Source organism: Mesorhizobium sp. 113-1-2, from assembly GCF_016756475.1.
In the GTDB taxonomy this organism is placed as follows: Bacteria; Pseudomonadota; Alphaproteobacteria; order Rhizobiales; family Rhizobiaceae; genus Mesorhizobium; species Mesorhizobium loti_C.
Genome location: NZ_AP023242.1, coordinates 5,966,960 through 5,991,066, shown reverse-complemented (window position 1 = coordinate 5,991,066; position 24,107 = coordinate 5,966,960). Strand labels below are relative to the sequence as shown.

25 protein-coding genes are annotated in these 24,107 nt (G+C 63.7%); 17 read left to right on the top strand and 8 right to left on the bottom strand.

Features of this window, described 5'->3' with window-relative positions:
- Positions 1–23 precede the first annotated feature (23 nt).
- The 5 genes from JN279_RS29250 (at position 24) to JN279_RS29230 (ending at position 4,566) form a co-directional block, all read left to right on the top strand.
- On the top strand, positions 24–629 hold the full coding sequence (locus JN279_RS29250) for a TetR/AcrR family transcriptional regulator (RefSeq protein ID WP_202350895.1): 606 nt from the start codon (positions 24–26) through the stop codon (positions 627–629).
- An 84-nt stretch (positions 630–713) separates the two neighbouring features.
- Complete coding sequence (locus JN279_RS29245; RefSeq protein ID WP_202350894.1) at positions 714–1,382, top strand: GntR family transcriptional regulator; 669 nt, start codon at positions 714–716, stop codon at positions 1,380–1,382.
- Between the two features lie 191 nt (positions 1,383–1,573).
- Entirely contained in the window at positions 1,574–2,167 is a 594-nt protein-coding gene (locus JN279_RS29240) for a biotin transporter BioY (RefSeq protein ID WP_202350893.1), read from the top strand.
- Positions 2,164–2,613: a DUF1284 domain-containing protein gene (locus JN279_RS29235; RefSeq protein ID WP_202350892.1), complete on the top strand. Its 450-nt coding sequence runs from the start codon at positions 2,164–2,166 to the stop codon at positions 2,611–2,613. The genes JN279_RS29240 and JN279_RS29235 overlap by 4 nt, the downstream gene beginning before the upstream one ends.
- 177 nt (positions 2,614–2,790) lie before the next feature.
- Positions 2,791–4,566 (top strand): tetratricopeptide repeat protein, encoded by a 1,776-nt coding sequence (locus JN279_RS29230; protein WP_202350891.1) that lies wholly within the window; start codon positions 2,791–2,793, stop codon positions 4,564–4,566.
- Positions 4,567–4,636: 70 nt separating this feature from the next.
- Here JN279_RS29230 and JN279_RS29225 read toward each other — a convergent pair whose 3' ends face one another.
- A complete protein-coding gene (locus tag JN279_RS29225; RefSeq protein ID WP_202350890.1) occupies positions 4,637–5,095 on the bottom strand; it encodes a GNAT family N-acetyltransferase in 459 nt (152 codons plus the stop codon).
- 198 nt (positions 5,096–5,293) lie between these two features.
- Here JN279_RS29225 and JN279_RS29220 point away from each other — a divergent pair, with 198 nt between their 5' ends.
- From JN279_RS29220 to JN279_RS29205, 4 genes are all read left to right on the top strand, one after another.
- Complete coding sequence (locus tag JN279_RS29220) at positions 5,294–6,238, top strand: glycine--tRNA ligase subunit alpha (protein WP_038645360.1); 945 nt, start codon at positions 5,294–5,296, stop codon at positions 6,236–6,238.
- 123 nt (positions 6,239–6,361) lie between these two features.
- On the top strand, positions 6,362–7,036 hold the full coding sequence (locus JN279_RS38375) for an endonuclease domain-containing protein (RefSeq protein WP_244734183.1): 675 nt from the start codon (positions 6,362–6,364) through the stop codon (positions 7,034–7,036).
- Between the two features lie 75 nt (positions 7,037–7,111).
- Positions 7,112–9,391, top strand: a complete 2,280-nt coding sequence (gene glyS / locus JN279_RS29210) for a glycine--tRNA ligase subunit beta (RefSeq protein WP_202350889.1) — start codon at positions 7,112–7,114, stop codon at positions 9,389–9,391.
- Between the two features lie 110 nt (positions 9,392–9,501).
- Entirely contained in the window at positions 9,502–9,795 is a 294-nt protein-coding gene (locus tag JN279_RS29205; protein WP_202350888.1) for an ATPase, read from the top strand.
- Positions 9,796–9,899: 104 nt separating this feature from the next.
- Here the strand turns inward: JN279_RS29205 and JN279_RS29200 are convergent, their stop codons facing one another.
- On the bottom strand, positions 9,900–10,289 hold the full coding sequence (locus JN279_RS29200) for a hypothetical protein (RefSeq protein ID WP_202350887.1): 390 nt from the start codon (positions 10,287–10,289) through the stop codon (positions 9,900–9,902).
- Positions 10,290–10,476: 187 nt separating this feature from the next.
- Complete coding sequence (locus JN279_RS29195) at positions 10,477–10,908, bottom strand: hypothetical protein (protein ID WP_096458962.1); 432 nt, start codon at positions 10,906–10,908, stop codon at positions 10,477–10,479.
- Positions 10,909–11,085: 177 nt separating this feature from the next.
- On the opposite strand from JN279_RS29195, the gene JN279_RS29190 reads away from it, so the two are divergent.
- The 3 genes from JN279_RS29190 to JN279_RS29180 all read left to right on the top strand — a co-directional run bounded on the left by JN279_RS29190 (position 11,086) and on the right by JN279_RS29180 (position 14,250).
- A complete protein-coding gene (locus tag JN279_RS29190) occupies positions 11,086–12,060 on the top strand; it encodes an L-threonylcarbamoyladenylate synthase (protein WP_202350886.1) in 975 nt (324 codons plus the stop codon).
- 8 nt (positions 12,061–12,068) lie between these two features.
- The gene (locus tag JN279_RS29185) at positions 12,069–13,499 is read left to right on the top strand and encodes an FAD-binding oxidoreductase (protein ID WP_096455893.1); all 1,431 of its coding nucleotides are present in this window, start codon (positions 12,069–12,071) and stop codon (positions 13,497–13,499) included.
- A 184-nt stretch (positions 13,500–13,683) separates the two neighbouring features.
- Complete coding sequence (locus JN279_RS29180; RefSeq protein WP_096455895.1) at positions 13,684–14,250, top strand: DUF6101 family protein; 567 nt, start codon at positions 13,684–13,686, stop codon at positions 14,248–14,250.
- A gap of 96 nt (positions 14,251–14,346) precedes the next feature.
- On the opposite strand, the gene ubiA is transcribed toward JN279_RS29180, so the two are convergent.
- Both ubiA and JN279_RS29170 read right to left on the bottom strand, forming a co-directional pair.
- Positions 14,347–15,330: a 4-hydroxybenzoate octaprenyltransferase gene (gene ubiA, locus JN279_RS29175; RefSeq protein WP_202353816.1), complete on the bottom strand. Its 984-nt coding sequence runs from the start codon at positions 15,328–15,330 to the stop codon at positions 14,347–14,349.
- Positions 15,331–15,397: 67 nt separating this feature from the next.
- Positions 15,398–16,309 carry a LysR family transcriptional regulator gene (locus JN279_RS29170; RefSeq protein ID WP_202350885.1) on the bottom strand — a complete coding sequence of 304 codons (912 nt, stop codon included), beginning with the start codon at positions 16,307–16,309 and terminating at the stop codon, positions 15,398–15,400.
- A gap of 90 nt (positions 16,310–16,399) precedes the next feature.
- On the opposite strand from JN279_RS29170, the gene JN279_RS29165 reads away from it, so the two are divergent.
- Together JN279_RS29165 and purD are read left to right on the top strand one after the other, a co-directional pair.
- Entirely contained in the window at positions 16,400–17,221 is an 822-nt protein-coding gene (locus JN279_RS29165; RefSeq protein ID WP_202350884.1) for a phytanoyl-CoA dioxygenase family protein, read from the top strand.
- 153 nt (positions 17,222–17,374) lie between these two features.
- Positions 17,375–18,652, top strand: a complete 1,278-nt coding sequence (purD, locus tag JN279_RS29160; protein WP_202350883.1) for a phosphoribosylamine--glycine ligase — start codon at positions 17,375–17,377, stop codon at positions 18,650–18,652.
- A gap of 17 nt (positions 18,653–18,669) precedes the next feature.
- Here purD and JN279_RS29155 read toward each other — a convergent pair whose 3' ends face one another.
- Positions 18,670–19,782: a glycoside hydrolase family 25 protein gene (locus tag JN279_RS29155; protein WP_096458970.1), complete on the bottom strand. Its 1,113-nt coding sequence runs from the start codon at positions 19,780–19,782 to the stop codon at positions 18,670–18,672.
- A 132-nt stretch (positions 19,783–19,914) separates the two neighbouring features.
- Positions 19,915–20,151 (bottom strand): hypothetical protein, encoded by a 237-nt coding sequence (locus JN279_RS29150; RefSeq protein WP_096455903.1) that lies wholly within the window; start codon positions 20,149–20,151, stop codon positions 19,915–19,917.
- A 213-nt stretch (positions 20,152–20,364) separates the two neighbouring features.
- Between JN279_RS29150 and JN279_RS29145 the strand changes: the two genes are divergently transcribed.
- Both JN279_RS29145 and JN279_RS29140 read left to right on the top strand, forming a co-directional pair.
- The gene (locus tag JN279_RS29145) at positions 20,365–22,134 is read left to right on the top strand and encodes an acyl-CoA dehydrogenase family protein (RefSeq protein WP_202350882.1); all 1,770 of its coding nucleotides are present in this window, start codon (positions 20,365–20,367) and stop codon (positions 22,132–22,134) included.
- Between the two features lie 31 nt (positions 22,135–22,165).
- Positions 22,166–22,918, top strand: coding sequence for a crotonase/enoyl-CoA hydratase family protein (locus JN279_RS29140; protein ID WP_096455907.1), 753 nt, complete (start codon positions 22,166–22,168; stop codon positions 22,916–22,918).
- Positions 22,919–22,922: 4 nt separating this feature from the next.
- On the opposite strand, the gene pdxH is transcribed toward JN279_RS29140, so the two are convergent.
- Positions 22,923–23,540 (bottom strand): pyridoxamine 5'-phosphate oxidase, encoded by a 618-nt coding sequence (pdxH, locus tag JN279_RS29135; RefSeq protein WP_096455909.1) that lies wholly within the window; start codon positions 23,538–23,540, stop codon positions 22,923–22,925.
- A gap of 40 nt (positions 23,541–23,580) precedes the next feature.
- Between pdxH and JN279_RS29130 the strand changes: the two genes are divergently transcribed.
- The gene (locus JN279_RS29130) at positions 23,581–24,042 is read left to right on the top strand and encodes an RT0821/Lpp0805 family surface protein (protein ID WP_202350881.1); all 462 of its coding nucleotides are present in this window, start codon (positions 23,581–23,583) and stop codon (positions 24,040–24,042) included.
- Positions 24,043–24,107: the final 65 nt, after the last annotated feature.

Sequence of the window (24,107 nt, the reverse complement as noted above, 5' to 3'; positions counted from 1 at the left end):
ATCGATAAAAAATGGAGTTGGCGATGGCGGGCAGGCCAAGGGAGTTCGATCGTGATCAGGCGCTTGAGAAGGCGCAGGATGCCTTCTGGGCGCGCGGCTACGAAGGCACCTCGATGGCCGATCTCGTCTCGGTGCTCGGCATCGCCTCGGCGCGCATCTACGCGGCCTTTGGTTCCAAGGAGGATTTGTTTCGGGAAGCGGTCGGCCTCTATGAGGCCAATGAAGGCGGTTTTGCCACGCGAGCCCTGGCGGAAGAGCCGACCGCCCGGCGCGCCATCGAGCGGATGCTGCGCGAGGCCGTCGAAACCTACACAAAGCCGGGGCGGCCGCAGGGCTGCATGGTGGTATCGGCCGCCACCAACTGCGCCGTCGAGAATGACCGTGTGCAGGAGTGGCTGGCACAGCACCGCCGCGCGCGCACGGTATCGATCGTCGAGCGGCTGAACGAGGCTGTTCGGGACGGCGAACTGAAACCGGGTACGGATGCCGAGGTGCTGGGCGATTACTACGCCACGCTCATGCACGGGCTTTCGGTACAGGCGCGTGACGGCGTACCAAACAAGCGCCTGCACGATCTCGTCACTGTCGCCATGCAGGCGTTGGACGCAAGGTTGGCAGGGCGCCCCTGAATGCCGGTACCGTTTCGCCAGGCAGTTGTGGAAGCCGGTCTCGCTGTCTCGACAAGCGGCCCTTCCGCAAATTATCTATAAAACATGGCAAAGGGCACGGACGACACCATCGCGGTGCGCATCAGCAAGGTGCTGGCGGACCGCATCATCTCGGGCGCGATCGAGCCTGGCGCCCGGTTGCGCCAGGATCATGTCGCCGAGGAGTTCCACACCAGCCATGTTCCGGTGCGCGAGGCGTTCCGCCGGCTGGAAGCGCAAGGCCTTGCCGTCAGCGAGCCGCGCCGCGGCGTGCGCGTCGCTGCCTTCGATCTCGGCGAGGTCAAGGAAGTGGCTGAAATGCGGGCAGCCCTCGAAGTGCTGGCGCTGCGCCATGCCGCGCCACATCTGACGTCAGCCATTCTCGATCTTGCCGAGGAAGCCACCAAGGCCGGCGACAAATCCCGCGATGTCCGGTCATGGGAAGAAGCCAACCGCGCCTTTCACCGGCTGATCCTGGCGCCATGCGCCATGCCCCGCCTGCTCGCCACCATCGACGATCTGCATGCGGCCAGCGCCCGCTTCCTGTTCGCGGCATGGCGTTCGGAGTGGGAGACGCGCACCGACCAGGACCATCGGGCGATCCTGACCGCCTTGCGGCAAGGAAACACCGAATCGGCCGCCGCGACGCTGGGCCGGCATGTTCAATGGATTGGCGGCAAGCCGGTCCGGACGGCCTCCGGCGCGACGCGCGAAGCCTTCGCGATCGTGGGTTGATGCCTGTCGCCCAAAGTGGCCCCCCGGTTTTGGGAGAACGACATGCCTGAAGTGATGATCTGAAGCGCGTCACGCCGCAGGTCAGACGGTCTTTGTCGTGGGAAGGCTTGCTATCCCAGCAAAAATGTGGATTCGATAATAGATCGAAAACAGAAATTATCTATAATTTTAAATCGAGCGAAGGAATACCCATGACAGACATCGCATTCGCGTCCAGCAAGCCGTCCTTCAGCCCGCTCCGGCTCCAGGATCGCTCGCTCACCTGGCAGGTCGGAGCTGTCGTGCTCGGCACGCTGTTCCTGGCGCTGTCGTCCTACATCGAAGTGCCGATGGTGCCGGTTCCAGTGACCATGCAGACCTTCGCGGTGACGCTCATTGGCGCCCTCTATGGCTGGCGGCTTGGCGCGGTCACCATCGCGGCGTGGCTTGTCGAGGGTGCTGCCGGCTTTCCGGTGCTGGCCGGCGGCGCCGCCGGCGTGGCGCATTTCGTCGGCCCGACCGGCGGCTATCTCTTCGCCTTCCCGGTTGTCGGCGCGCTGGTCGGCTGGCTGGCCGAACGCGGCTGGAACGGCAACAGGGTGGTGCTTGCCTTCGTTGCCATGCTGCTCGGCAATCTTGCCTGCCTGGTGCTCGGCACGGCATGGCTTGCCGTCATGATCGGCACTGAGAAGGCCATCACCTTCGGCTTCCTGCCGTTCATCGTCGGCGGATTGCTGAAGTCGGCGCTTGGTGCTGCGACGCTCATGGCGCTTCGCGGCGGCAAGGCCAAGCCGGCCAATTCGTGACGATCAGGCTGCGCGCCCACCACCTCCTTTGCCTGCTCACCTATGTGGGCAAGGGATACAGCCCCGCTTTCACCGCCAATTACGACGCGGTCGCGGAGCGCCTGAGCCGGGGCGAGGACATCCTCCTCGTTTCCGGCCCGGACGACATCTGCGCGCCCTTGCTCGATGAGCAGGAACCGCATTGCCTCAACGAGAGCGTCATCGAACGGGACCGGCTTGCCGCACGCGATGTCGGGGATCTGCTGGCCCGGCCAATCCAGGCCGGCGTCCGCGTCGATCTCGACGCGGCAATCCTGACGCGGATGCGCCAGGCGTTTTCTGTCGGTGGCGTGCGCAAGGCTTGCGACGGCTGCGAATGGAACGAGCTGTGCAGCGCGATAGCGGCCGGCGGCTTTGCCGATACGAAGGTGCAGCGATCCGTCGCGCCGGGAGAGCGTGGACCTTGACGCGGGCTTTTCCGCGGTCGAAAGTCGCCTTCAGCCATGGTTTGTTAATCGGCTGACCCGATTGTGAATTTCAGGCGGATTGAAGCGCGACCCCAAAAAGGCCATGCTTTGCCCGGAAAGATCGAGTCTACGTCGATCCCGCTGATGCGGAGATGGCGCCTGGCTGAAAGGGATACGATGCAGCAAGGACGTGCGCGCTGGCTGACAAGGCTGGCAATTGTGACGGGCATGGCGATCTCGGCTCTGCCGGCCTATGCCAAGCAATCCACCGAACCGGTCAAGATCTCGTCGTTCTCGGGCGCCTATCTGGCCGCCCGGATCGCCGAAGGCGACAATGATCTCGACAGCGCCATCGCCTACTACAAGCAGGCCCTGGCCTTCGATCCGAGTGACACCGGCCTGCAGCAGAGCCTGATGCTGTCGCTGATCGCGCAAGGCCGCTTCGACGAATCCCTGGTCTATGCCGACAAGCTCAAGGAAGTGCCCGATGTCGAGCGCTTCTCGCGCCTGGCACTGGCGGTCGATTCCTTCCACAAGAAGGATTTCACCAAGGCGCAGTACTGGCTCAAGCTGTCGCTGGAGTCCGATCTCGACCGGTTGATCTCCGGCGTCATGTCCGGCTGGGCGCAGCAAGGCGCTGGTGAAGCCATGGATGCGATGGCTTCCATCGACAAGCTGCAGGGCCCTGACTGGTTCGGTCTGTTCAAAGCCTTCCACCGCGCCCTGATCGCCGATGCATCCGGCATGCCTGAGAAGGCCGAGGCGATCTACGCCGCAACGCTGCAGGACACGACCGCCGGCGGCGCGGCGCCCGAAACCTGGATGCGCAATGCGCAGGCCTATGCCTCGTTCCTGGCCCGCAAGGGCGACAAGGCCAAGGCGATTTCGGTACTCGACCAAGCCGAGGCGTTTTCGCCGGGCAAGCTGGAAATCGTCGCCTTGCGCGACAGGATCGCCAAGGGCGACAAGATCCCGCCCTTCGTCTCCGGTCCGTCCGACGGCGCTTCCGAAATCCTGCTCGATCTCGCCACCGCGCTCAACCGTGGCGGCGGCGAACCGTTCGTCCGCCTTTATCTGCAATACGCGCTCGCCCTGAGGCCTGACAGCGATGCGGCTCTCGTGCAGCTCGCTGCCGTCGCCGAACAGCTGAAGGACGGCGAGGGCGCCATCGCGCTCTATCGGCGGATCCCTGATTCTTCGCCGCTGAAGGAGCTGTCGGACCTGCAGCTCGGCCTCAACCTTGCCGATCTCGACCGCCATGACGAGGCGATCACCCATCTGAAGGCCTTCGTCGACGCCCATCCCAACGACATGCGCGCCTATCTGGCGCTTGGCGGGGTCTATTCCTCGAAGGATGATTTCCGCTCGGCCGCCAACCTCTACGACAAGGCCGTCGAGGTGCTGAAGACGCCGACCGCGGCCAACTGGAACATCTTCTATCAGCGCGGCATCGCCTACGAGCGGCTGAAGGAATGGCCGAAGGCCGAGCCCAATTTCCGCAGGGCGCTAGAACTGCAGCCCGACCAGCCGCAAGTGTTGAACTATCTCGGCTATTCCTGGGTCGACATGAACACCAACCTCAAGGAAGGCCTTGCGATGATCCAGAAGGCCGTCGACCTCAGGCCGAGCGACGGGTACATCGTCGATTCGCTGGGCTGGGCCTATTTCCGCCTCGGCAGGTTCGACGACGCGGTGCGCGAAATGGAACGCGCTGTATCGCTGAAGCCGGAAGATCCGGTTCTGAACGACCATCTCGGCGATGCCTACTGGCGCGTCGGCCGCAAGCTGGAAGCCACCTTCCAGTGGAATCAGGCGCGTGACCTGAAGCCCGATCCCGATGTGCTGGCCACCTTGCAGCAGAAGCTGATGAAGGGCCTGCCGCCGATCGAATCCAACACGGCGCAGGAAACCCCCAAGGTCAAGCCCGAGCCGGTGCCTGCCCCGAAGGGGTGAAATCGGCTTTTCGGAATGCGAACGGGGCTCTTTTCAGGGCCCCGTTTTCGTTTGGAGTGGCGCGCCGCCCTCAGAGTAGTTTGCGATAGACGACGAAGCCGGAGCGTTCGCCGACCTTGTCATAGAGCTTCATGGCGGTTTGGTTGGTTTCGTGCGTCAGCCAATACACTCGGCCGGAACCAGCGGCCTGGGCACGCTCATAGACGCCTTCGATCAGCGCCCGGCCGATGCCTATTCCACGCGAAGCCTGCGTAGTGAAAAGGTCCTGCAGATAACAGTTCGGTGCGATCGCGGTCGTACTGCGGTGAAAGAGATAGTGCACAAGGCCGAGAAGCTGTCCCTGGCTTTCGGCCACCAGCGCGTAGACCGGCTCATAGGCGTCGAAGAAGCGCGACCATGTCATCGCGGTGATCTCGCTTGCCAGCGCCGTCTCGCCCGAGCGGCCATAAAATGCGTTGTAGCCGTCCCACAGCGGCAGCCATCGGTCGAAATCCTGTCGCGTGACCGGGCGGATGATGGAGTTGGGCATGGTTGGACCTGTCGTCTTTGCTGTGGGGATCGAACAGACCGCAGGCATCTGAGGCGGGCAATGGGCCAGCCTTCCGCAAAGCTTTCAACAGCGTATGAGCATCTCCAGCGCGACCGCATCCGGCGCGCCTTGCTTGACGCTTTGCCGTCGTGTCTCTAGGACGTGCCGGCAAGCTAGCCTTTGCTGTCGAGGCCACCCGTGACGATTGAAATCCCCGCCCATATGCATCCCAGCCGCTCGTTCCAGGGGCTGATCCTGACCTTGCACAATTACTGGGCGGCCTATGGTTGCGTCATCCTCCAGCCCTATGACATGGAGGTCGGCGCCGGCACGTTTCATCCAGCAACGACGCTGCGCGCGCTCGGGCCGAAGCGCTGGAACGCCGCCTATGTCCAGCCCTCGCGCCGCCCCAAGGATGGCCGCTATGGCGAAAACCCGAACCGGCTGCAGCATTATTACCAGTACCAGGTGATCCTGAAGCCGAACCCGCCGAACCTGCAGGAGCTTTATCTCGGCTCGCTGGCGGCGATCGGCGTCGACCCGCTGCTGCACGATATCCGCTTTGTCGAGGACGACTGGGAAAGCCCGACGCTGGGTGCCTGGGGGCTCGGCTGGGAATGCTGGTGCGACGGCATGGAAGTCTCGCAGTTCACCTATTTCCAGCAGGTCTGCGGCATCGAATGCGCGCCGGTGGCGGGCGAGCTGACCTACGGGCTGGAGCGGCTGGCCATGTATGTGCAGGGTGTCGACAATGTCTACGACCTCAACTTCAACGGTCGTGAAGGCGCCGACAAGGTGACCTATGGCGACGTCTTCCTGCAGGCCGAGCAGGAATATTCACGCCACAATTTCGAATACGCCAACACGGCGATGCTGCTCAGGCACTTCGAGGACGCCGAGGCCGAGTGCAAGGCGCTGCTTGAGGCCGGCGCGCCGGCCTCGAACGATAATCTGCCGATGCACAAGATGGTCTTCCCGGCCTACGACCAGTGCATCAAGGCCAGCCATGTCTTCAACCTGCTCGACGCACGCGGCGTGATCTCGGTCACCGAGCGGCAGAGCTACATCCTGCGGGTGCGCAACCTGGCGAAAGCCTGCGGCGAGGCGTTTCTGAAGACGCAGGCCGGCGGATTGGCGGCTTAGCCAGCTGCTTTCGAGAGGGCGGCGGACGCGCTGATCGGCGGAACGTTCTGACCGGCGGCACCGTCGATCGTCCTTAACGCTTGCCGCACGCCCGGCATTGAGAAGGCGCCATGGACCTGCGCGGTGAAGCAGGCGCTGAGCGCGAGGATCTGCAGAAGTCTCGATGCCGTTTTCATGGTCGTTCAGCCAATAGTTCCCTGCCTGAGCGTGGGTCGCTCCAGCGCCGCGTTTGGTTCATGGAAATCTTTGATCCAAGGACGGGCCGGATCGCTGCGGCCCGACAGGGCGGTCAAAATTTCTGGAAAGGGTGACAGCGGCCAGCCGAGTTGCTATGCCCTCTTTACCTCCCCCTGGATGGGGGAGGTCGCCGCGAAGCGGCGGGTGGGGGTGCTGGCGCGACTTTCCATGCCGAAACTCGATCGGTTCAAGCTGCAGTCCGCGCAACGGCTTCGTGCGGCAATGATCGACGAAGAACGCATTTTGTGGCGGCATCTGTGGCGCATTCCGGTCGAAGGCACTCATTTCCGCAGGCAGGCGTCGGTTGGCATCTACTTCCCGGATTTCATCTCACACCGACTGAAGCTGATCATCGAGGTGGACGGAGCCCATCACAGCTTCGATGACCAGCAGCGCCATGACGAGCGTCGAACAAAATGGTTCGAGAGCCAGGGTTATCGCGTCGTCCGCTTCTGGAACCATGAAATCAAAAACGAACTGGATTCCGTGCTCGATACGATTTATGCGGCGGTGGAAGAACGAAAATCCCACCTTGGCCCGCGAGACGCCGAAGGCGCTTGAGACCGAGACGCCGCCACCCCACCCCGGCGCTAACGCGCCGACCCTCCCCATCAAGGGGAGGGTGAGGAGCTAACCATGCCTGACCTGCTTCTAGAACTTCGCTCCGAGGAAATCCCCGCGCGCATGCAGCGCAAGGCGGCGGGTGATCTCAAGAAGATGCTGACCGACGGTCTGGTCGAGGCGGGTCTGACCTATGAGGCGGCGCGCGAGTACTGGACGCCGCGGCGTCTGACGCTCGACATCAGGGGGCTGACGGCACGCTCGAAGGACATCCGTGAAGAAATCAAGGGACCGTCGACGACGGCGCCCGAGCAGGCGGTCCAGGGGTTCCTGCGCAAGGCAGGCCTGTCCTCGGTCGCCGAGGCGCATGTCCATTCCGACCCGAAGAAGGGCGACTTCTATGTCGCCCACATTTCGAAGCCGGGCAGGGCGGCCGAAGAGATCATCGCCGAGCTGGTGCCGGGCATTATCCGCAATTTCCCCTGGCCGAAGTCGATGCGCTGGGGGCCGGCCTCGGCCAAGCCCGGCTCGCTGCGCTGGGTGCGGCCGCTGCAATCGATCCTGTGCACCTTCGGCCCTGAGACCGAGGAACCTGTCGTGGTCGATTTCGAGATCGACGGCATCCGCTCCGGCAACATCACCTATGGCCACCGCTTCCTGGCGCCGGGCGAAATCACCGTGCGCCGTTTCGACGACTATGTGAGCAAGCTTGAGGCCGCCAAGGTCGTGCTCGATGCCGATCGGCGCAAGGAGATCATCCTCGCCGACGCCCGCAACCTCGCCTTCGCCAACGGGCTCGACCTGGTCGAGGACGAAGGCTTGCTGGAAGAGGTGTCCGGGCTGGTCGAATGGCCTGTCGTGCTGATGGGCGAGTTCGAGCAGGCGTTCCTCGCTATTCCGGCGGAGGTGATCCGGCTGACAATCCGCGCCAACCAGAAGTGCTTTGTCACGCGCCCGCAAGGCGAAGGCGAGGCGCTGTCCAACCGCTTCATCCTCACCGCCAACATCGAAGCCAAAGACGGCGGCAAGGAGATCGCGCACGGCAACGGCAAAGTGGTGCGCGCGCGTCTCTCCGATGCGCTCTATTTCTGGACGACCGACCAGGGCGATCTGCCTGATCTCGGCCAGCTCGAAGCATCGGCTGAAAAGTTCGGGCTCGATCTGAAAAAGCCGCTCGACCAGCGCATGGCCCGCCTCGATCATCTCGGCGTGACCTTCCACGCCAAACTCGGCACGCAGGGCGAGCGCGTGGAGCGGATCAAGCGGTTGGCGGAGGAATTGGCGCCGATCGTCGGCGCCGATCCTGCGCTCGCCGCTCGCACAGCCGTTCTCGCCAAGGCCGATCTGCAGACCGAAGTGGTCGGCGAGTTTCCGGAACTGCAGGGCGCCATGGGCCGCAAATATGCGTTGCTCCAGGGCGAGCATCCGTCCGTGGCCGCGGCCATCGAGGAACATTACAAGCCGCAAGGTCCGTCCGATTATGTGCCGAGCGATCCGGTGTCGGTCGCCGTAGCCCTCGCCGACAAGCTCGATACGCTGGTCGCCTTCTGGGCCATCGATGAAAAGCCAACGGGGTCGAAGGACCCGTATGCGCTGAGACGAGCGGCGCTGGGTGTGGTCAGAATCGTAGTGGAAAACGGGGCTGGGCTTGAGCTTGCTACCGTCACGTCGCCTCACTTTCGCCAGTTGAGACGACAGGAGGCGCATGTTGCCACTCGTGAGCGCCTAAAGAAAGTCAAAGCAGCGTCTGATCAAAGCACCATATCAATGGTTGGCAGTGACGGCGCAATGTCGGTCACCAGAACGATGGGAGGGCGACAGATTGATGAAGGTGCTCTTGACCTCCTGTCCTTCTTCCACGACCGCCTCAAAGTCTACCTCCGCGATCAGGGCGCCCGCCACGATCTCATCGACGCCGTCATCACGCCGCAGTCCGACGACCTCTTGCAGATCGTGCGACGCGTCGAAGCGCTCGGCTCCTTCCTTGATACCGAGGACGGCAAGAACCTGCTCGCCGGCACCAAGCGTGCGGCCAACATCCTGGCTGCCGAAGAGAAGAAGAAGACGGCGGTCGCCGAAACCGTTGAGCCGGCTTTGTTCAAGGAGAATGCCGAGAAAACGCTGTTTGCGGCGGTGAATCAGGCCGAGAAGCAAGCCGGCGAAGCGATTCAAAACGAAGACTTTTCGGCCGCCATGCTGGCGCTTAGCGCGTTGCGCGAACCCGTTGATTCATTCTTTGAAGGTGTTCTCGTGAATGATGAAGACCTGGCGGTGCGAGCCAACCGTCTGGCGCTTCTCACGCGCATCCGCGCGGCGACGGGTCAGGTCGCGGATTTCTCGAAAATCGCCGGCTGAGCGCCCAGGAAAAATATCTCTCAGCCGGCCGTTCGAGCCGGCTTACAGTCATATGACGATGATCTCTCCGTGGCAAAAGGGACATGTTCCCCAACCCAACGGAGGCTTCCATGAATTCCGATCACGACATCGAAGTGACTGAAGAAACCTCGGCCGCCGCCGAGGCGCTTGAATCCGCTTCCGAAACCGCTCTCGATCATGCCGCCGCTGCCACGGTCGAAGCCGCCGACCACTCCGACGATGAGGACGGCGACGAAGAAGAAGGCGACGACGAAGACGGCGAAGAGTCTGACGAAGACGACGCCGATGATGCCGTAAAGGCTGAAGGCGATGACGCTGAAGGCGAAGAAGAATCCGAAGACGGCGAGTCCGAAGAAGACGACGACAAGGAAGAAGCGGCCTGAGATTTCAATCCGGCTCTGTCGAGAAGAGGGGCGGCGCATCAGCGCCGCCCTTTTTGTCCATCTTCCCGGACACTGACTTGTCAGTTGTCCCGGATGCTGACTTGTCAGTCTTCCAGGATGCTGACGCGCACGCTGTTTTCATAGACGTCGACCTGGATCAGCGGTTCGCCATTGACGATGGCGCGCTTGGTCGACGAACTCATCGCGCCGGGGCGCTCCAGCATGCGCTGCAGGTCGGCGCGCGCGTCGTTGGTCGTGAACCACTCATCACCCTGGTCGTCTCTGTCGCGGCGATGGAACTTGTGCCAGTTGGCGCGATCCTGGCGCACCATCTGCGCGGCGTTGTCCAGCGCATAGCCATCGCTCGCCTGATGATCCCTGTCGGAAATGCGCGCGACATAGGATCCCAGCATGTCGTCGGCTTGCGCCGCACTGGCGGCCAGCAGCGACGCCAGCAGAAGCCCGGCCACGGTAACGGTCTTGGATAGTCTCATGATCAACCCCCTTTTAAACGACGAAGCCCGTCTGTCAGAGCCGCCCCTTTGCCTTAAGCACTTGGCTAAATTCAGGCGGCGGCGTCCAGCGAGATGTGCCGCACGAACTCGCGCGGCAATGGTGCGCCGGGCGCCGGAGTGCCGTCAAGCTGTCAACGATCTGGCCAGTCCGGCCGTTTGCCGGCCGCTACTTGACCTTGCCGACGCCGGAAGCGGGCATGGTCGATGCGGCCGGTTTCTTCTGCGTGTTCGATGCCGGAGCGGCCGAGGCGGTCGCCTTGGCTGGAGTGGGGGCAGGGGTGGTGGCCGCGGCTGGTGCCTTGCCTTGCACCGGTGTCGAGAAGTCGCCGCCGACGACGCCGCCGCGAATGATCATCGGGCCTGGCATGAAACCGTGCCGTGCCTCGGGCGCGTTGGGGATCGCCGCCACCTTCTCATAGGTGACGTCAGGCTCGCCGAGCGCAACGACGGACATCACATCGCTTGCCTTCGTGTCATCCGCCTTCAGGGTCAGGACGGAGGGCGTTGTGGCCGGCGCGCCGGGAAAGACCAGGGACGAGGCCTGAGCTTCGCCGATCAACGCCAGGGTGATGATACCCAGCAGGATACGCACAGACACGATGACCACTCCCCTTCGCCCAAGCCCGAATGGTAGTCGACCGGAATTGATGCCGGCTTTCGCGGAAACGTAGCATTTTAGGGATTGATAAATCGCCAAGACGCTCTCTTGCCGAACAGCCGGCTTGCCCAACAGCCGCCATCGTACTACGCAGCCGGCATCTGCGAGGTGACGAGAGTGGCTGAGATACTTGCCGCCGGCGAGGCGTTGGAGCGGGCACTGGCGCTGCTCGAAGGCGGCGATGTCGTCGCCATCCCGACGGAGACCGTCTACGGGCTTGCCGGCGACGCCACCAACGGCATTGGCGTGGCGCGCATTTTCGAGGCCAAGGGTCGGCCGCGGTTCAATCCCTTGATCGCCCATGTCGCTGACATGGCGATGGCCGAGCGCATCGCGGTGTTCGATCCATTGTCGAAGAGACTGGCACAGGCGTTCTGGCCGGGTCCGCTGACGCTGGTGCTGCCGCAGCGGCCCGGCAACGGCATCCACCCGCTGGTCACGGCCGGGCTCGACACGATCGCTCTGCGCATGCCGAGGGGCTTTGGCGGCGATCTCATCGCAAAACTCGGCCGGCCGCTTGCCGCACCCAGCGCCAATTCATCGGGCAGGATCAGCGCGACGACGGCGCAAGCGGTGGCAGCCGATCTCGGCGCACGCATCAAGCTGGTGGTCGATGGCGGCGCGACGCCGGTCGGACTGGAATCGACCATCGTCAAGGCCGAAGGGGCAGGATTGCGCCTGCTTCGTCCCGGCGGCATCGCCGCCGAAGAGATCGAGGCGGCCATCGGCATGACGCTGTTGCGCGGCGGCACCGCCGGCGTCGAGGCGCCGGGCATGCTTGCCTCACACTATGCGCCGGGCGCGGCGATGCGGCTCAATGCTGATACGGTTGGTGAGGGCGAGGCGCTGCTTGCCTTCGGCGGTCAGCGGGCCGAAGGATGGCGGCATGCAGCCGCCTTCCTCAATTTGTCCGCATCAGGCGATCTGCGCGAAGCGGCGAGCAATCTTTTCGCCTATATGCAGGATCTCGATCGCAGCGGCGCACACACCATCGCTGTCGAGACGATTCCCTTCGACGGGCTCGGCGAGGCCATCAACGACCGGCTCTCTCGCGCGGCCGCCCCTCGTGACAACACTCAGCCCACACCGTAGTTTCCCGCATGACCGAAATTCCGCAAAACCTTGACCCCGCTGTCATCGATCGCTTCGCGGCGATTGTCGGTGACAAATACGCGCTGCGCGACGAGCAGGACATCGCGCCCTACCTCATCGAGCGGCGCGGGCTCTGGCATGGCGTGACATCGCTGGTGCTGCGGCCGGGCAGCGTCGACGAAGTCAGCCGGATCATGCGTCTGGCGACCGAGACGGGAACGCCGATCGTGCCGCAAAGCGGCAACACCGGTCTGGTCGGCGCCCAGGTGCCGGACAGATCCGGCCGCGAAATCATCCTGTCGCTGTCGCGGCTGAACCGTATCCGCGAGATCGACGTCCTGTCGAACACAGTGACTGTCGAGGCTGGCGTCATCCTGCAGACGCTGCAGGAGGCGGCCGACGCCGCCGACCGGCTGTTTCCGCTGTCGCTCGCTGCGCAAGGCTCCTGCCAGATCGGCGGCAACCTTTCTTCCAATGCCGGCGGTACCGGCGTGCTTGCCTATGGCAACGCCCGCGAACTGTGTCTCGGCGTCGAAGTGGTGCTGCCGACGGGCGAGGTGTTCGACGATCTGCGCAAGCTGAAAAAGGACAACACCGGCTACGATTTGAAGAACCTGTTCGTCGGCGCCGAAGGCACGCTCGGCATCATCACCGCCGCTGTCTTGAAGCTCTTCCCGAAGCCGAAAGGCAGGGAGGTCGCCTTTGCCGGCATGTCGTCGCCCAAAGCGGCGCTGTCGCTCTTTACCTTGGCGATGGACCGGGCCGGCGCCTCGCTCACCGCTTTCGAGCTGATCGGCAAAAGGCCTTACGACTTCACGCTGAAGCATGGCCAAGGCATCACGCGGCCGCTTGCCGATGATTGGCCCTGGTATGTGCTGATGCAGGTCTCTTCAGGACGTTCCGAGGAAGACGGCAGGGCGCTGATCGAGGAGATCCTGGCCAAAGCCCTCGAGCAAGGCATCATCGGCGACGCAGTGGTCTCGGCAAGCCTTGCCCAGGGCGATGCCTTCTGGAATTTCCGCGAGACGCTGCCAGAGTGCCAGAAGCCCGAGGGCGCTTCGATCAAGCACGACATCTCGGTGCCGACAGCCGCGATCCCGGAGTTCATCGACAAGGCGGCCGGCGTGGTGGAAGGGGTCTGCCCCGGCGCACGCGTGGTCTGCTTCGGCCACATGGGTGACGGCAATCTGCATTACAACATCTCGCGCCCCGTGGACTGGCAGGATGAGGCGTTCCTCGACCTTTACCATCCCATGAACCACGCCGTGCACGATGTCGTGCGCTCCTTTCATGGATCGATCTCTGCCGAGCACGGCATCGGCCAGTTGAAGCGCGACGAACTGATCGCCACCGCGCCGCCGATGGCCATCGATCTGATGCGCAGGGTGAAAGCCGCTTTCGATCCGGCCGGCATCATGAATCCCGGTAAGGTTATCTGATCCTTTCAACATCTTGTGGTCGGTGGCATTCCGATAACCATCCCTGAGATCAGCAAAATTTAACCGACTTTCTTAAGCGCGGCGGTAAGGAGCCCGCGCTACTGTTTCCCCATAACGAGGCCGGGAAAACTGGCCCGGAGAGAACCGGACACCGGCTCTCAGGAGACAGACAGGAAGGCACTCTATGAACACCGGACTGAAGCCAGTCTGGGCGGGACGCAACATGCGCCTCGACCCATTCCGACTGCCCCAGATGGTCAGCTACGCCACGCGCGACGACTACGGCGACGTGACGTTCACCATCGACCACCGTGGCGCCGTGATCCGCCGCATGCTCGAGATGAGCGGCGTGCCGGCGATCATCGCCCTTCCGGCCAATGCGTTCCGCGGCGTCGCCGCCCGCGCCATGGAGGATCCGGAAGGCAATGTCACGGTGACGCTCGAACTCCTGCACAATGATCCAATGCTGTCGGTGCCGCTTTTGGTGGCCGACGATCTCGACGATGTCGCCGCCGACTGGCGCGCCTGGGCCGATGCCTATCGCCTGCCGATGCTGTTGATCGAATCGGACGGCGTCGCCCGCACCCTGGAAGAATCGCTCGGCGCCGCCATCAAGACGCTGCCGCCGCAGGATCGCCGCAAGGGCCGCATTTCGCACACGCGCCGCCCGCGCTTCCTCGCCCGCCGCAGGGCCGGCAACCTCGGTCTCAGGCTGGTCATCGACGGCCAGGAGATCATTTCGAGGGAGTGAGAAGCGGTTCGCGTAGCGAACGAAAAGCCAATTGCTTGGCTTTTCGAGCTTCGAACGCCCTGAGCCTGCGAAGGGCCAGGGCGTGGAAAAAAGCCGCTACACCAGCGGCTTCAGCGCCACCCACAATGCGCCGCCGATCAGGCCGAGGAAGATCAGCCAGCCGACCTGGTTGTTCGACCGGAACAGCCGCAGGCATTGGTCCGGATCGTTGATATCCAGAACCGCGATCTGCCGCGTCATATGGGCCCCGGCGGCGATCAATCCTGCCAGAGCCACCACCGGCGCCTGCGCGGAGGCGAAGGCGATGGCGAAGCAGATCAGCGTGCCGCCGTAAAGCCCGACCAGCCACGACTTGGTGTTGTCGCCGAACAGCCGTGCCGTCGAGCGCACACCGACAATGGCGTCGTCTTCCTTGTCCTGATGCGCGTAGATCGTGTCGTAGCCGATCACCCACAGGATCGAGCCGATATAGAGCATGATGGCGGGGCCATCGAGATCGCCGAACTCGACCGCCCATCCCATCAGCGCACCCCAGGAAAAGGCAAGGCCGAGAAACAATTGCGGCCAGTTGGTTATCCGCTTCATGAATGGATAGATGGCGACGATCGCCAGCGAGCAGATGCCGAGCAGGATGGCGAAACTGTTGAACTGTATCACCACCACAAGGCCGACCAGGGCCTGCAGGACAAGAAACAGCCAGGCCCGCCGGCGCGTCGTCTGGCCCGACGGCAGCGGGCGCGAGCGGGTGCGTTCGACCTGGTTGTCGATGTTCTCGTCGACAATATCGTTGTAGGTGCAGCCGGCGCCGCGCATGGCGATGGCGCCGACCAGGAACAGCACGAGATACAATGGCGCGGGCAGCAGCGAGAGCAGAGGGTCGCCGGGGCGCGGATAGGCGCTCGCGGCGAGCGCCGCCGACCACCAGCACGGCCACAGAAGCAATTGCCAGCCGATCGGCCTGTCCCACCGCGCTAGCTGCGCATAGGGCCAAACCGCGCGCGGCAGCACGCGATAGACCCAATGGCCGTTCGGTGCATCGGCGACACGGCCCTGGGCCGCTTTCGACTGGATAGGTTCCATGTCCATGGAGTGGCAGCAGCCGCGGAAACCGTCAAGCGGCAAGCGGATGCGGGCTGTCGCCGACCCCTCAAGAGGTGAAGATGTCGCGCGTGGAAAACCAGTCTTTCGCCGTCTCGACGAAGGCAAGCGCCGCATTCGACACGCGCTGATGCGTGTCATAGGTCAGGATGATCCGTTGCATCGGCAGCGGATCCGACAATGGCTTGCAGATCAGCGGCAGCCCGTCATAGCTGCGGTCGCCATGCGGCCTTGTGTAGCTGACGGCGACACCAAAACCGTTTGCCACCATGCTGCGCTGGAGTTCGAACGAACTCGTCGCCCTGTCGGCCACCGGCGAAAGGCCACGGCTGCGGAACAGGTCGAGCATGTGCTGCCAGCTCTGCGGCTGGTCCGTCGTGATCAGCGGATAGGCGGCCAGATCGGCCAGACTGACCTCGGCACGGTCCGCCAGCGCATGGCCAGCCGGCAACAGCGCATGCGGCCGCAGCTCGTGCAGCAGGATGCGGGCGAAATGCGATGGCAGGCCGAGATCGTAGCTGAGGCCAAGATCGATGGCGGCGTCCGCCAGACGCCGCCCGAGCGTTTCGAACGTTTCGTCGCGAACGATGACAGCGACGTCTGGATGGCGCTCGGAGAAGGCCCGGATCAGACCCGGCGCGAAATAGGGCGCCAAATCCTCGAAACATCCAAGCACCAGCTCGCCGCCGACGGCTGAATTGCCTGAACCCAGGCTCATCAGTTCATCCGTCTCGGCAAGAACCAGTTTTGCCTTCGCCACGATGACACGCCCGAAGGAGGTCAGCGAAACGCCGCTCCCGCGCTGGCGCACGAACAGTTTCTGGCCGAAATCCTTTTCGATCGCGTCGATCGCCACGGAAATCGAGGGCTGGGAAATGTTCAGCGTCCTGGCTGCGCCGGTGACGCTGCCGTGGCGGGCGACCGCAACCAGATAACGCAACTGCGTGAGAGTCAGGCTCATAGTTTCGTTCTATGTGTCAGATGAGAAGTTATTATTTTACTGAATGAATGCGGGTTGCGATAGTCGTCTCGATCCTGAAAGGAGGACACCATGGCTTCCCAAAATGCTGCCCGCTCCATAGACACCAGCCTGATCGATGCGGAGACGATTGCTGACTACCAGCGTGACGGTGCGGTCTGCATCCGCGGCGCCTTCAAGGGCTGGGTCGATACGATTGCCGCCGGCATCGAGCGCAACATGCAGAACCGCAGCGCCACCGCGTCCGACATCGCCAATGGCCGCGGCAGTTTCTTTGACGATTATTGCAACTGGGAGCGCATCCCTGAATTCGTCGAGGTGGTGCGGAAGTCGCCGGCCGCGCAAATCGCTGCGGCGGTGATGCAGTCGCGCACCGCGCAGTTTTTTCACGATCACGTGCTGGTGAAGGAGCCCGGCACGCAGAAGCCGACACCCTGGCATCAGGACATCCCCTATTATTTCGTCGACGGCCAGCAGACAGTCAGCTTCTGGATCCCCATCGACCCGGTGAAGGAGGCGACGCTGCGGCTGATCGCCGGCTCGCACAAATGGGACAAGATGATCCTGCCGGTGCGCTGGCTCGACGACAGCAATTTTTATGCCGGCGAGGGCGACTATTTGCCGGTGCCCGATCCCGACAACGACCCGTCGATGAAGGTGCTCGAATGGGAGATGGAGCCGGGCGACGCCATCCTGTTCGATTTCCGCACCGCGCATGGCGCGCGCGGCAATCTGACCTCGGCACGGCGCCGGGCGCTGTCGCTGCGCTGGGTGGGCGACGATGCCCATTATGTCGAGCGGCCGGGCCGCACCTCGCCGCCCTATCACGGCCACGGCATGCAGCCGGGCCAGAAATTGCGCGAGGACTGGTTCCCCGTGGTCTTTCCCGGCTGAAGCGGGCCAGAATATGGGCGCCGGTATTCGGCGCCCATATTCGGCTGGGATAACGTTCCCGTGCGCAATTTCGATCAAAACGCCCTGATGCCTTGACCCGTCGCCCCGAGAGCAATAGCGGGTGCTCTCCAGGGTTTGCATCAAGAGGTGGCCATGAACGTTCTTCTTCTGGGCTCCGGCGGCCGCGAACATGCGCTTGCCTGGAAGATTGCCGCCTCGCCGTTGCTGACCAAGCTCTACGTGGCCCCCGGCAATCCAGGCATCGGCGCCGAGGCTGAGCTGGTGAAACTTGACATCACCGAGCACCCCGGTGTGGTCACCTTCTGCCGGGAGAAGAAAATCGACCTCGTCGTCGTGGGTCCGGAAGGGCCGCTGGTCGCCGGCATTGCCGACGATCTGCGCGCCGAAAACATCCGCGTCTTCGGCCCTTCCAAGGCCGCCGCGCGGTTGGAAGGCTCTAAGGGTTTCACCAAGGATCTCTGCGCTCGATACAACATCCCCACTGCCGCCTATGGTCGTTTCAACGATCTGGCCTCGGCCAAAGCCTATGTCGAAAAGACGGGTGCTCCGATCGTCATCAAGGCCGATGGGCTCGCCGCCGGCAAGGGTGTCACCGTCGCCATGACGCTGGACGAGGCGCGGGCGGCCCTCGATGCCTGTTTCGAGGGCTCCTTCGGCGCCGCCGGCGCGGAGGTGGTGGTCGAGGAATTCATGACCGGCGAGGAGGCGAGCTTCTTCTGCCTCTGCGACGGCACCACGGCACTTCCCTTCGGCACCGCGCAGGACCACAAACGCGTCGGCGATGGCGACACCGGCCCCAACACCGGCGGCATGGGCGCCTATTCGCCGGCGCCGGTGATGTCGCCTGAGATGATCGAGCGCACCATGCACGAGATCATCGAGCCGACCATGCGCGGCATGGCCGAGCTTGGCGCGCCCTTCGCCGGCATTCTCTTCGCCGGGCTGATGATCACGGACAAGGGGCCGAAGCTGATCGAATACAACACCCGCTTCGGCGATCCGGAATGCCAGGTGCTGATGATGCGGCTGAAGGACGACCTCTTGGTGCTGCTCAATGCCGCCGTCGACGCCCAGTTGGCGCACACGTCCATACGCTGGCGCGACGAGGCGGCGCTCACCGTGGTGATGGCGGCGCGGGGCTATCCCGGCACGCCGGAAAAAGGCTCGGTTATCCGCGGCGTCGAGCAGGCGGCGAGCGACGGCGTCCAGATCTTCCATGCCGGTACCGCCATCAATGGCGGCGCGCTGGTCGCCAATGGCGGCCGCGTCCTCAATGTCACGGCGACCGGTGCCACGGTCGGCGCGGCGCAGGCGCTGGCCTATGCCGCGCTCGACCGGATCGACTGGCCTGACGGGTTCTGCCGCCGCGACATCGGCTGGCAGGCCGTGGCGCGCGAGCGGGCGAGCTGAGATTTCGCAGCGGCGGCTTACGGCCGACCGCGATCGACTTCGGTCGAGCCGGTGCTGACGGGGTCGGCCGCGGCAAAGGCGGCGTCCAGCTGCTCGGGTGAGCGTTGCTCGGTCCGCTTCCAGGCGACGTATTGGACGATGCCGAAGCCTGGCCGGCGCGGCACCGTCTTCACGACCGGCATGCGGAACCCGTCGCGGAATTTCGACCAGCGCGAGCCGAGCACCGAGACCATTTCCTCGAAGGTCGGCGGCGTTGCCACATCGGCATAGATGAGTGTGGCCTTGCCGGCGAGCGCTGCTTCGCGCGAGAGCGGCACCGGCACGCTGGCGAGATAGTCGGATGGCACGTCGATCAGCCCGCCAAAGGGCCATTGCTGGCGCAGTGTGGCGGCATCCGTCGGCGCGACGTTGACGTCGATATCGTTAGGCGTGCCGGCAACCCTGTAGGGGCAACGGAAACGGCCGCAATTGGCCTGCGCCGAGAATTGCCAAAGTGCGTAGCTCCGCCAGTTTCCCATCGGAAAATGCACGTCGATGTCGGGCTTGTAGCGCGCGTACCAAAGCGGCAGCCGCGACAGGAGCCGGTATTTGTAGCGGTTGTCGGCGATGTACTGGGCGGTCTTGCCGTTGGTGTAGAGCACCGGGAAGCGGCCGACGCGCCGATGCACCTGGCGCACGAACTCCTCGGCGTCGTCGAGCGACATCCATTGCAAGGGATCGATGCCCTCGATATCGAGAACCATGAGATCGTCCGACGCGGGGTCGGCGAAGTCGAGAAAATTGTTGGCCTGCTCGACCGGATTGCCGGGACGGGCGAGGTGATAGGCGCCCCATTTCAGGCCGAGCGCCTTGGCGACGACCCGGCGCGTCTGGAACAGTTCGCGCGTCACCGCATGGCGCTTCCACAGCGCCTTGCAGAGCTTCACATCGGTGTCGCTGCCTAAACAGAAATAGGGCGGCGGCATGCCGTCGGAGGCCTTGTTGATGAAGGCGACGATACGCTTGTCGGTGGCAAGCTGCGCCCAGTCGATGGAATTGTACTCGTAGGCGTCGACGACCAGCGCGCGGTCGGCACTCTTCCACGGCTCGGAAAAGTCCGAAGCCTTTGCCGCGGATATCAGCGCCATCATCGCCGCAAGAGCGATCGCTGAGCGGCGAAGAAGATGCGCCGGCGTTTTCAAACAGGGGGTCCCCGTTGATCAAACACCGATGGTGAACCGGTATGGTTAAGGAATACTTCTCGATGCAGAGGCCGTGGGAACCTAGCGCCGGCTGAACGGCTGAAATTCGAACGGGTCGGGCGCGGGCTCCTGCCGTAGCGTGCCTTCGGCGGCGCGCTTGCGGTGGTGGGCAAGCGAACATTGCGGCGAGCACAATATGCCGCGATCTGACCAATAGGCTGCACCGTGTTCCAGCTGGCCGCCATGATGCCAGAATCCCGTTGCGCGATAGGGCAAGCCGCATTCGATGCAGCGATAGGCGTCTGGTCTGGCGAGCATGGGCTGGTTCCGGTCGGCTAGTTCTGGTCGTCGCCGGTCGATTTGATGCGGCGTGGATCGAATTTAATACAGGCCGGCCCGATTGCAAAATCCGCGTGACAAAATTTGACGTTTACGTAAAAAGAAACCGGGAGACCGCCCAAAGGCGGATGGTTTTGCGGCCGCGCCGGCTCTAGGGTTGGCGAGGCCGATGCATCAGGAGGATCGAGCGGCATGTATCGGGCACCGATCGAGGATATCGCTTTCACCTTGAAGCACGTGGCGGGCATGAAATCGGCCCTCGATGCCGGCACCTTCGGCGATCTCGGCGAGGACCTGGTCGATGCCGTCCTTGGCGAGGCCGGTCGTTTCGCCACCGAGGAGGTGGCGCCACTCTACAAGATCGGTGACGAACACGGTGCGGTGCTGAAAGACGCCGCCGTCACCACGCCGCCCGGCTGGAAGGACCTCTATCGCCGCTGGATCGATGGCGGCTGGAACGCGCTGTCCGGCCCTGAAGACTATGGCGGCCAGGCGCTGCCGACCATGCTGGGCGTCGCGGCGCTCGAAATGTGGAACTCCGCCGCCATGGCCTTCGGCATCGGCCCGACGCTGACCATGGGCGCTGTCGAAGCACTCGACCAGCATGCCTCCGAAGCGCTCAAGGCCAAGTATCTTGCAAAGCTCGTATCGGGCGAATGGATGGGCACGATGAACCTGACCGAGCCCCAGGCGGGCTCGGACCTCGCTGCCTTGCGCGCCCGCGCCGAGCCTGCTGGCGACGGCACCTACCGCATCTTCGGTCAGAAGATCTTCATCACCTATGGCGAGCACGATTTCACCGACAACATCATCCATCTGGTGCTGGCGCGGCTGCCGGACGCACCGGCCGGCACGCGCGGCATCTCGCTGTTCCTGGTGCCGAAGTTTTTCGTCAACGACGATGGTTCGCTCGGCGCCCGCAACGACGTCTTCTGTTCTGGCCTCGAGCACAAGCTTGGCATTCATGCCTCGCCCACTTGCACCATGATCTATGGCGACGGTTTCCAGGGTGCCAAGCCCGGCGCCATTGGCTGGCTGATCGGCGAGGAGAACAAGGGCCTGGCCTGCATGTTCACCATGATGAACAATGCGCGGCTGTGCGTCGGTATGCAGGGTGTCGCGGTCGCGGAAGCCGCCACCCAGAAGGCAATCGCCTACGCCAATGAGCGGCGCCAGGGCAAGGCGGCGGATTACGCCGGGGCCGGCATGGCGCCGATCGTCCATCACCCCGACGTGCAGCGCAATCTCCTCACCATGAAGGCGCTGACGCAGACGGCGCGAGCGATCAGCTATTCCTGTGCCCACGCCATCGACATGGCACGGGTCTCGGACGGTGACGAGGCTGTGCATTGGCGCGACCGCGCCAATCTCTTGACACCGCTGGCCAAGGCATTTTCGACCGATGTCGGTGTCGAAGTGGCCTCGTTCGGCGTGCAGGTGCATGGCGGCATGGGCTTCATCGAGGAGACGGGGGCGGCAGCGCTCTATCGCGATGCCCGCATTGCGCCGATCTACGAGGGCACCAACGGCATCCAGGCGATCGATCTGGTGATGCGCAAGCTGCCGCTCGGCGACGGCGAGCATGTGCACGGCTTCATCGGCGAATTGGCTACGGTCGCCAACGCCGTGCGCATCTCCAATCTGCAGGGTTTCGGCCGCACCGCCGATGCGCTCGATGCTGCACTCAACGATCTGACACTGGCGACCCGTTTCCTGCAGAGATTGTCGGCCGACGGTCGGGTGGAGGAGGTGCTGGCAGGGGCGACGCCGTATCTGCGGTTGATCTCGCTAGCCGCTGGCGGCGCTCATCTGGCGCGGGGCGGTCTTGCCGATCAGGGCCGCATCGCCCTTTGCCGCTTCTTCGCCGAGAATCTGCTGGGCGAGGCACGTACATTGAAGGAACGCGTCATCGACGGCGCGGAGAGCCTCGCTGCCGCCGGCAAGTCGCTGATATCAGCTTGAATTCTCACAGCGCTCACCAGGGAAAAAGACCGTGACAGACCATATCCTCGTCGAGCGCCAGGGCGCCATCCAGATCATCCGCATGAACCGCCCGGAAAAGAAGAACGCACTGACGCGCGCCATGTACGCGAAAATGTCCCAAACCTTGGCCCAGGGTGACGCCGATCCGGCGGTCCGCGTCCATGTTTTCCTCGGCGTGCCCGGCGCCTTCTCCTCCGGCAACGATCTTGCCGATTTCATGGTCGTCGCCACCGGTGGCGATGGCGGCACGGAGGTCTGGGATTTCCTGATGGCGCTGGCCAGGGTCGAAAAACCCATCGTCTCCGGCGTAGACGGCATCGCGGTTGGCATCGGCACCACGATCAATTTGCATTGCGACCTGACCTTCGCCACGCCGCGCACCGTGTTCAGGACGCCTTTCGTAGATCTCGGCCTTGTGCCCGAGGCGGGATCGAGCCTGCTGGCGCCGCGCATGCTGGGGCAGCAGGGCGCGTTCGCGCTGCTCGGCCTCGGCGAAGGCTTTTCCGCCGAGCGCGCCAAGGCCGTTGGCCTGATCTACGAAGTGGTCGAGGAAGACGCGCTGGAAGCCTCGGTCCTGGCGGCCGCCGGCCAGATCGCCGCCAAGCCGCCGCAGGCGCTGAAGATCGCGCGAGATCTCATGCGTGGCTCGCGCGACGACCTCATCGCCCGCATCGGCGAGGAGAGCGAACATTTCCGCGAGCGGCTGAAGTCGGACGAGGCGCGCGCGGCGCTCACCGCATTCATGACCAGAAAGAAGAGCTGAGCCTTCAGGGATAAAGCCGCGTCTTGTCCCAGCCGCCTTTGGCGTTACGGGAAAAGACCACCCGGTCGTGCAGCCGGAACGGACGGTCGTGCCAGAACTCGATCGTCTTCGGCACGATGCGGAAGCCCGACCAGTGCTTCGGCCGCGGAATCTCACCGATGGCGTAGCGCGCCGTGTATTCGGCGACTGCTTTCTCCAGCGCGAAGCGGCTTTCCAGCGGCCGTGACTGTTTTGAGGCCCAGGCGCCGATACGGCTGCCGCGCGGCCGTGTCGCATAATAGGCGTCGGCTTCGGCCTCGCTTACGATCTCCACCGGACCGCGGATGCGCACCTGGCGACGCAGCGATTTCCAATGGAAACACATCGCCGCCTTCATGCTGCCAAGAATCTCCTGGCCCTTCGCGCTTTCGAAATTCGTGTAGAAAACAAAGCCGCCTTCATCGAACCCCTTGAGCAGCACCATCCGCACATCCGGCATGCCTTCGGCATCGACGGTCGCCAGTGCCACGCCATTGGCGTCATTGATTTCGCTCTTGGTGGCGTCATCAAGCCATGCGGCAAAGAGGCGAAACGGCTCGGCCGCTTCGGTAAAGTCACTGGTTGTTAACTCTGTGTCACTCATAGTTTTTCTCAAATTGTCACGAAATCAGGGAGGTTGCCGATTGTCGCGTATCGCGCAAGCTTTTGACAGCAGGCAATGGAGCGTTATCGCTTCGGCCAGCGCGAAAGCGGCGATCGTGGCGGCCGCCTTGCCGCTTGCCGCCTGCGGCGCGGGTGGCTTCAGCCTGGAAAAGGCCGAAGTCGACCGCTCGATCCTGACCAGCAGCACGCAGACTTCAGCGGCACCTGCCGATTCGGATCGCGATTCCGACCAGACGACGATCGGCAATGCGGTGTCCTCCGCCGATATCGAGCAGCTCGGCGGCCAGGCCGTGCCGTGGGCCAATGCCGGCACCGGGTCGCGCGGCTCCATCACTGAACTGGCTGAATTGAAGGACAGGGGCCAGACATGCCGCCGCTTCAAGGCTTCGCGCGAGAGCTTTGATGGCGTTGCCATGTTCGAGGGGGAACTCTGCCTGGCCAGCGCCGGCGGCTGGCGCATGCAGGACTTCAAGCCGCGCTGAGCCTGATCTGATTTTCCGCCCTTGATATGATGCTCCGCTACTGGAATTTCTTCCTATGCGAGCGC

Coding starts and splice junctions, on each gene's coding strand:
- JN279_RS29250 (WP_202350895.1), top strand. CDS start 24: ATGGCGGGCAGGCCAAGGGAGTTCGATCGTGATCAGGCGCTTGAGAAG.
- JN279_RS29245 (WP_202350894.1), top strand. CDS start 714: ATGGCAAAGGGCACGGACGACACCATCGCGGTGCGCATCAGCAAGGTG.
- JN279_RS29240 (WP_202350893.1), top strand. CDS start 1,574: ATGACAGACATCGCATTCGCGTCCAGCAAGCCGTCCTTCAGCCCGCTC.
- JN279_RS29230 (WP_202350891.1), top strand. CDS start 2,791: ATGCAGCAAGGACGTGCGCGCTGGCTGACAAGGCTGGCAATTGTGACG.
- JN279_RS29225 (WP_202350890.1), bottom strand. CDS start 5,095: ATGCCCAACTCCATCATCCGCCCGGTCACGCGACAGGATTTCGACCGA.
- glyS (WP_202350889.1), top strand. CDS start 7,112: ATGCCTGACCTGCTTCTAGAACTTCGCTCCGAGGAAATCCCCGCGCGC.
- JN279_RS29205 (WP_202350888.1), top strand. CDS start 9,502: ATGAATTCCGATCACGACATCGAAGTGACTGAAGAAACCTCGGCCGCC.
- JN279_RS29200 (WP_202350887.1), bottom strand. CDS start 10,289: ATGAGACTATCCAAGACCGTTACCGTGGCCGGGCTTCTGCTGGCGTCG.
- JN279_RS29185 (WP_096455893.1), top strand. CDS start 12,069: ATGACCGAAATTCCGCAAAACCTTGACCCCGCTGTCATCGATCGCTTC.
- JN279_RS29180 (WP_096455895.1), top strand. CDS start 13,684: ATGAACACCGGACTGAAGCCAGTCTGGGCGGGACGCAACATGCGCCTC.
- ubiA (WP_202353816.1), bottom strand. CDS start 15,330: ATGGAACCTATCCAGTCGAAAGCGGCCCAGGGCCGTGTCGCCGATGCA.
- JN279_RS29170 (WP_202350885.1), bottom strand. CDS start 16,309: ATGAGCCTGACTCTCACGCAGTTGCGTTATCTGGTTGCGGTCGCCCGC.
- JN279_RS29165 (WP_202350884.1), top strand. CDS start 16,400: ATGGCTTCCCAAAATGCTGCCCGCTCCATAGACACCAGCCTGATCGAT.
- purD (WP_202350883.1), top strand. CDS start 17,375: ATGAACGTTCTTCTTCTGGGCTCCGGCGGCCGCGAACATGCGCTTGCC.
- JN279_RS29155 (WP_096458970.1), bottom strand. CDS start 19,782: ATGATGGCGCTGATATCCGCGGCAAAGGCTTCGGACTTTTCCGAGCCG.
- JN279_RS29150 (WP_096455903.1), bottom strand. CDS start 20,151: ATGCTCGCCAGACCAGACGCCTATCGCTGCATCGAATGCGGCTTGCCC.
- JN279_RS29145 (WP_202350882.1), top strand. CDS start 20,365: ATGTATCGGGCACCGATCGAGGATATCGCTTTCACCTTGAAGCACGTG.
- pdxH (WP_096455909.1), bottom strand. CDS start 23,540: ATGAGTGACACAGAGTTAACAACCAGTGACTTTACCGAAGCGGCCGAG.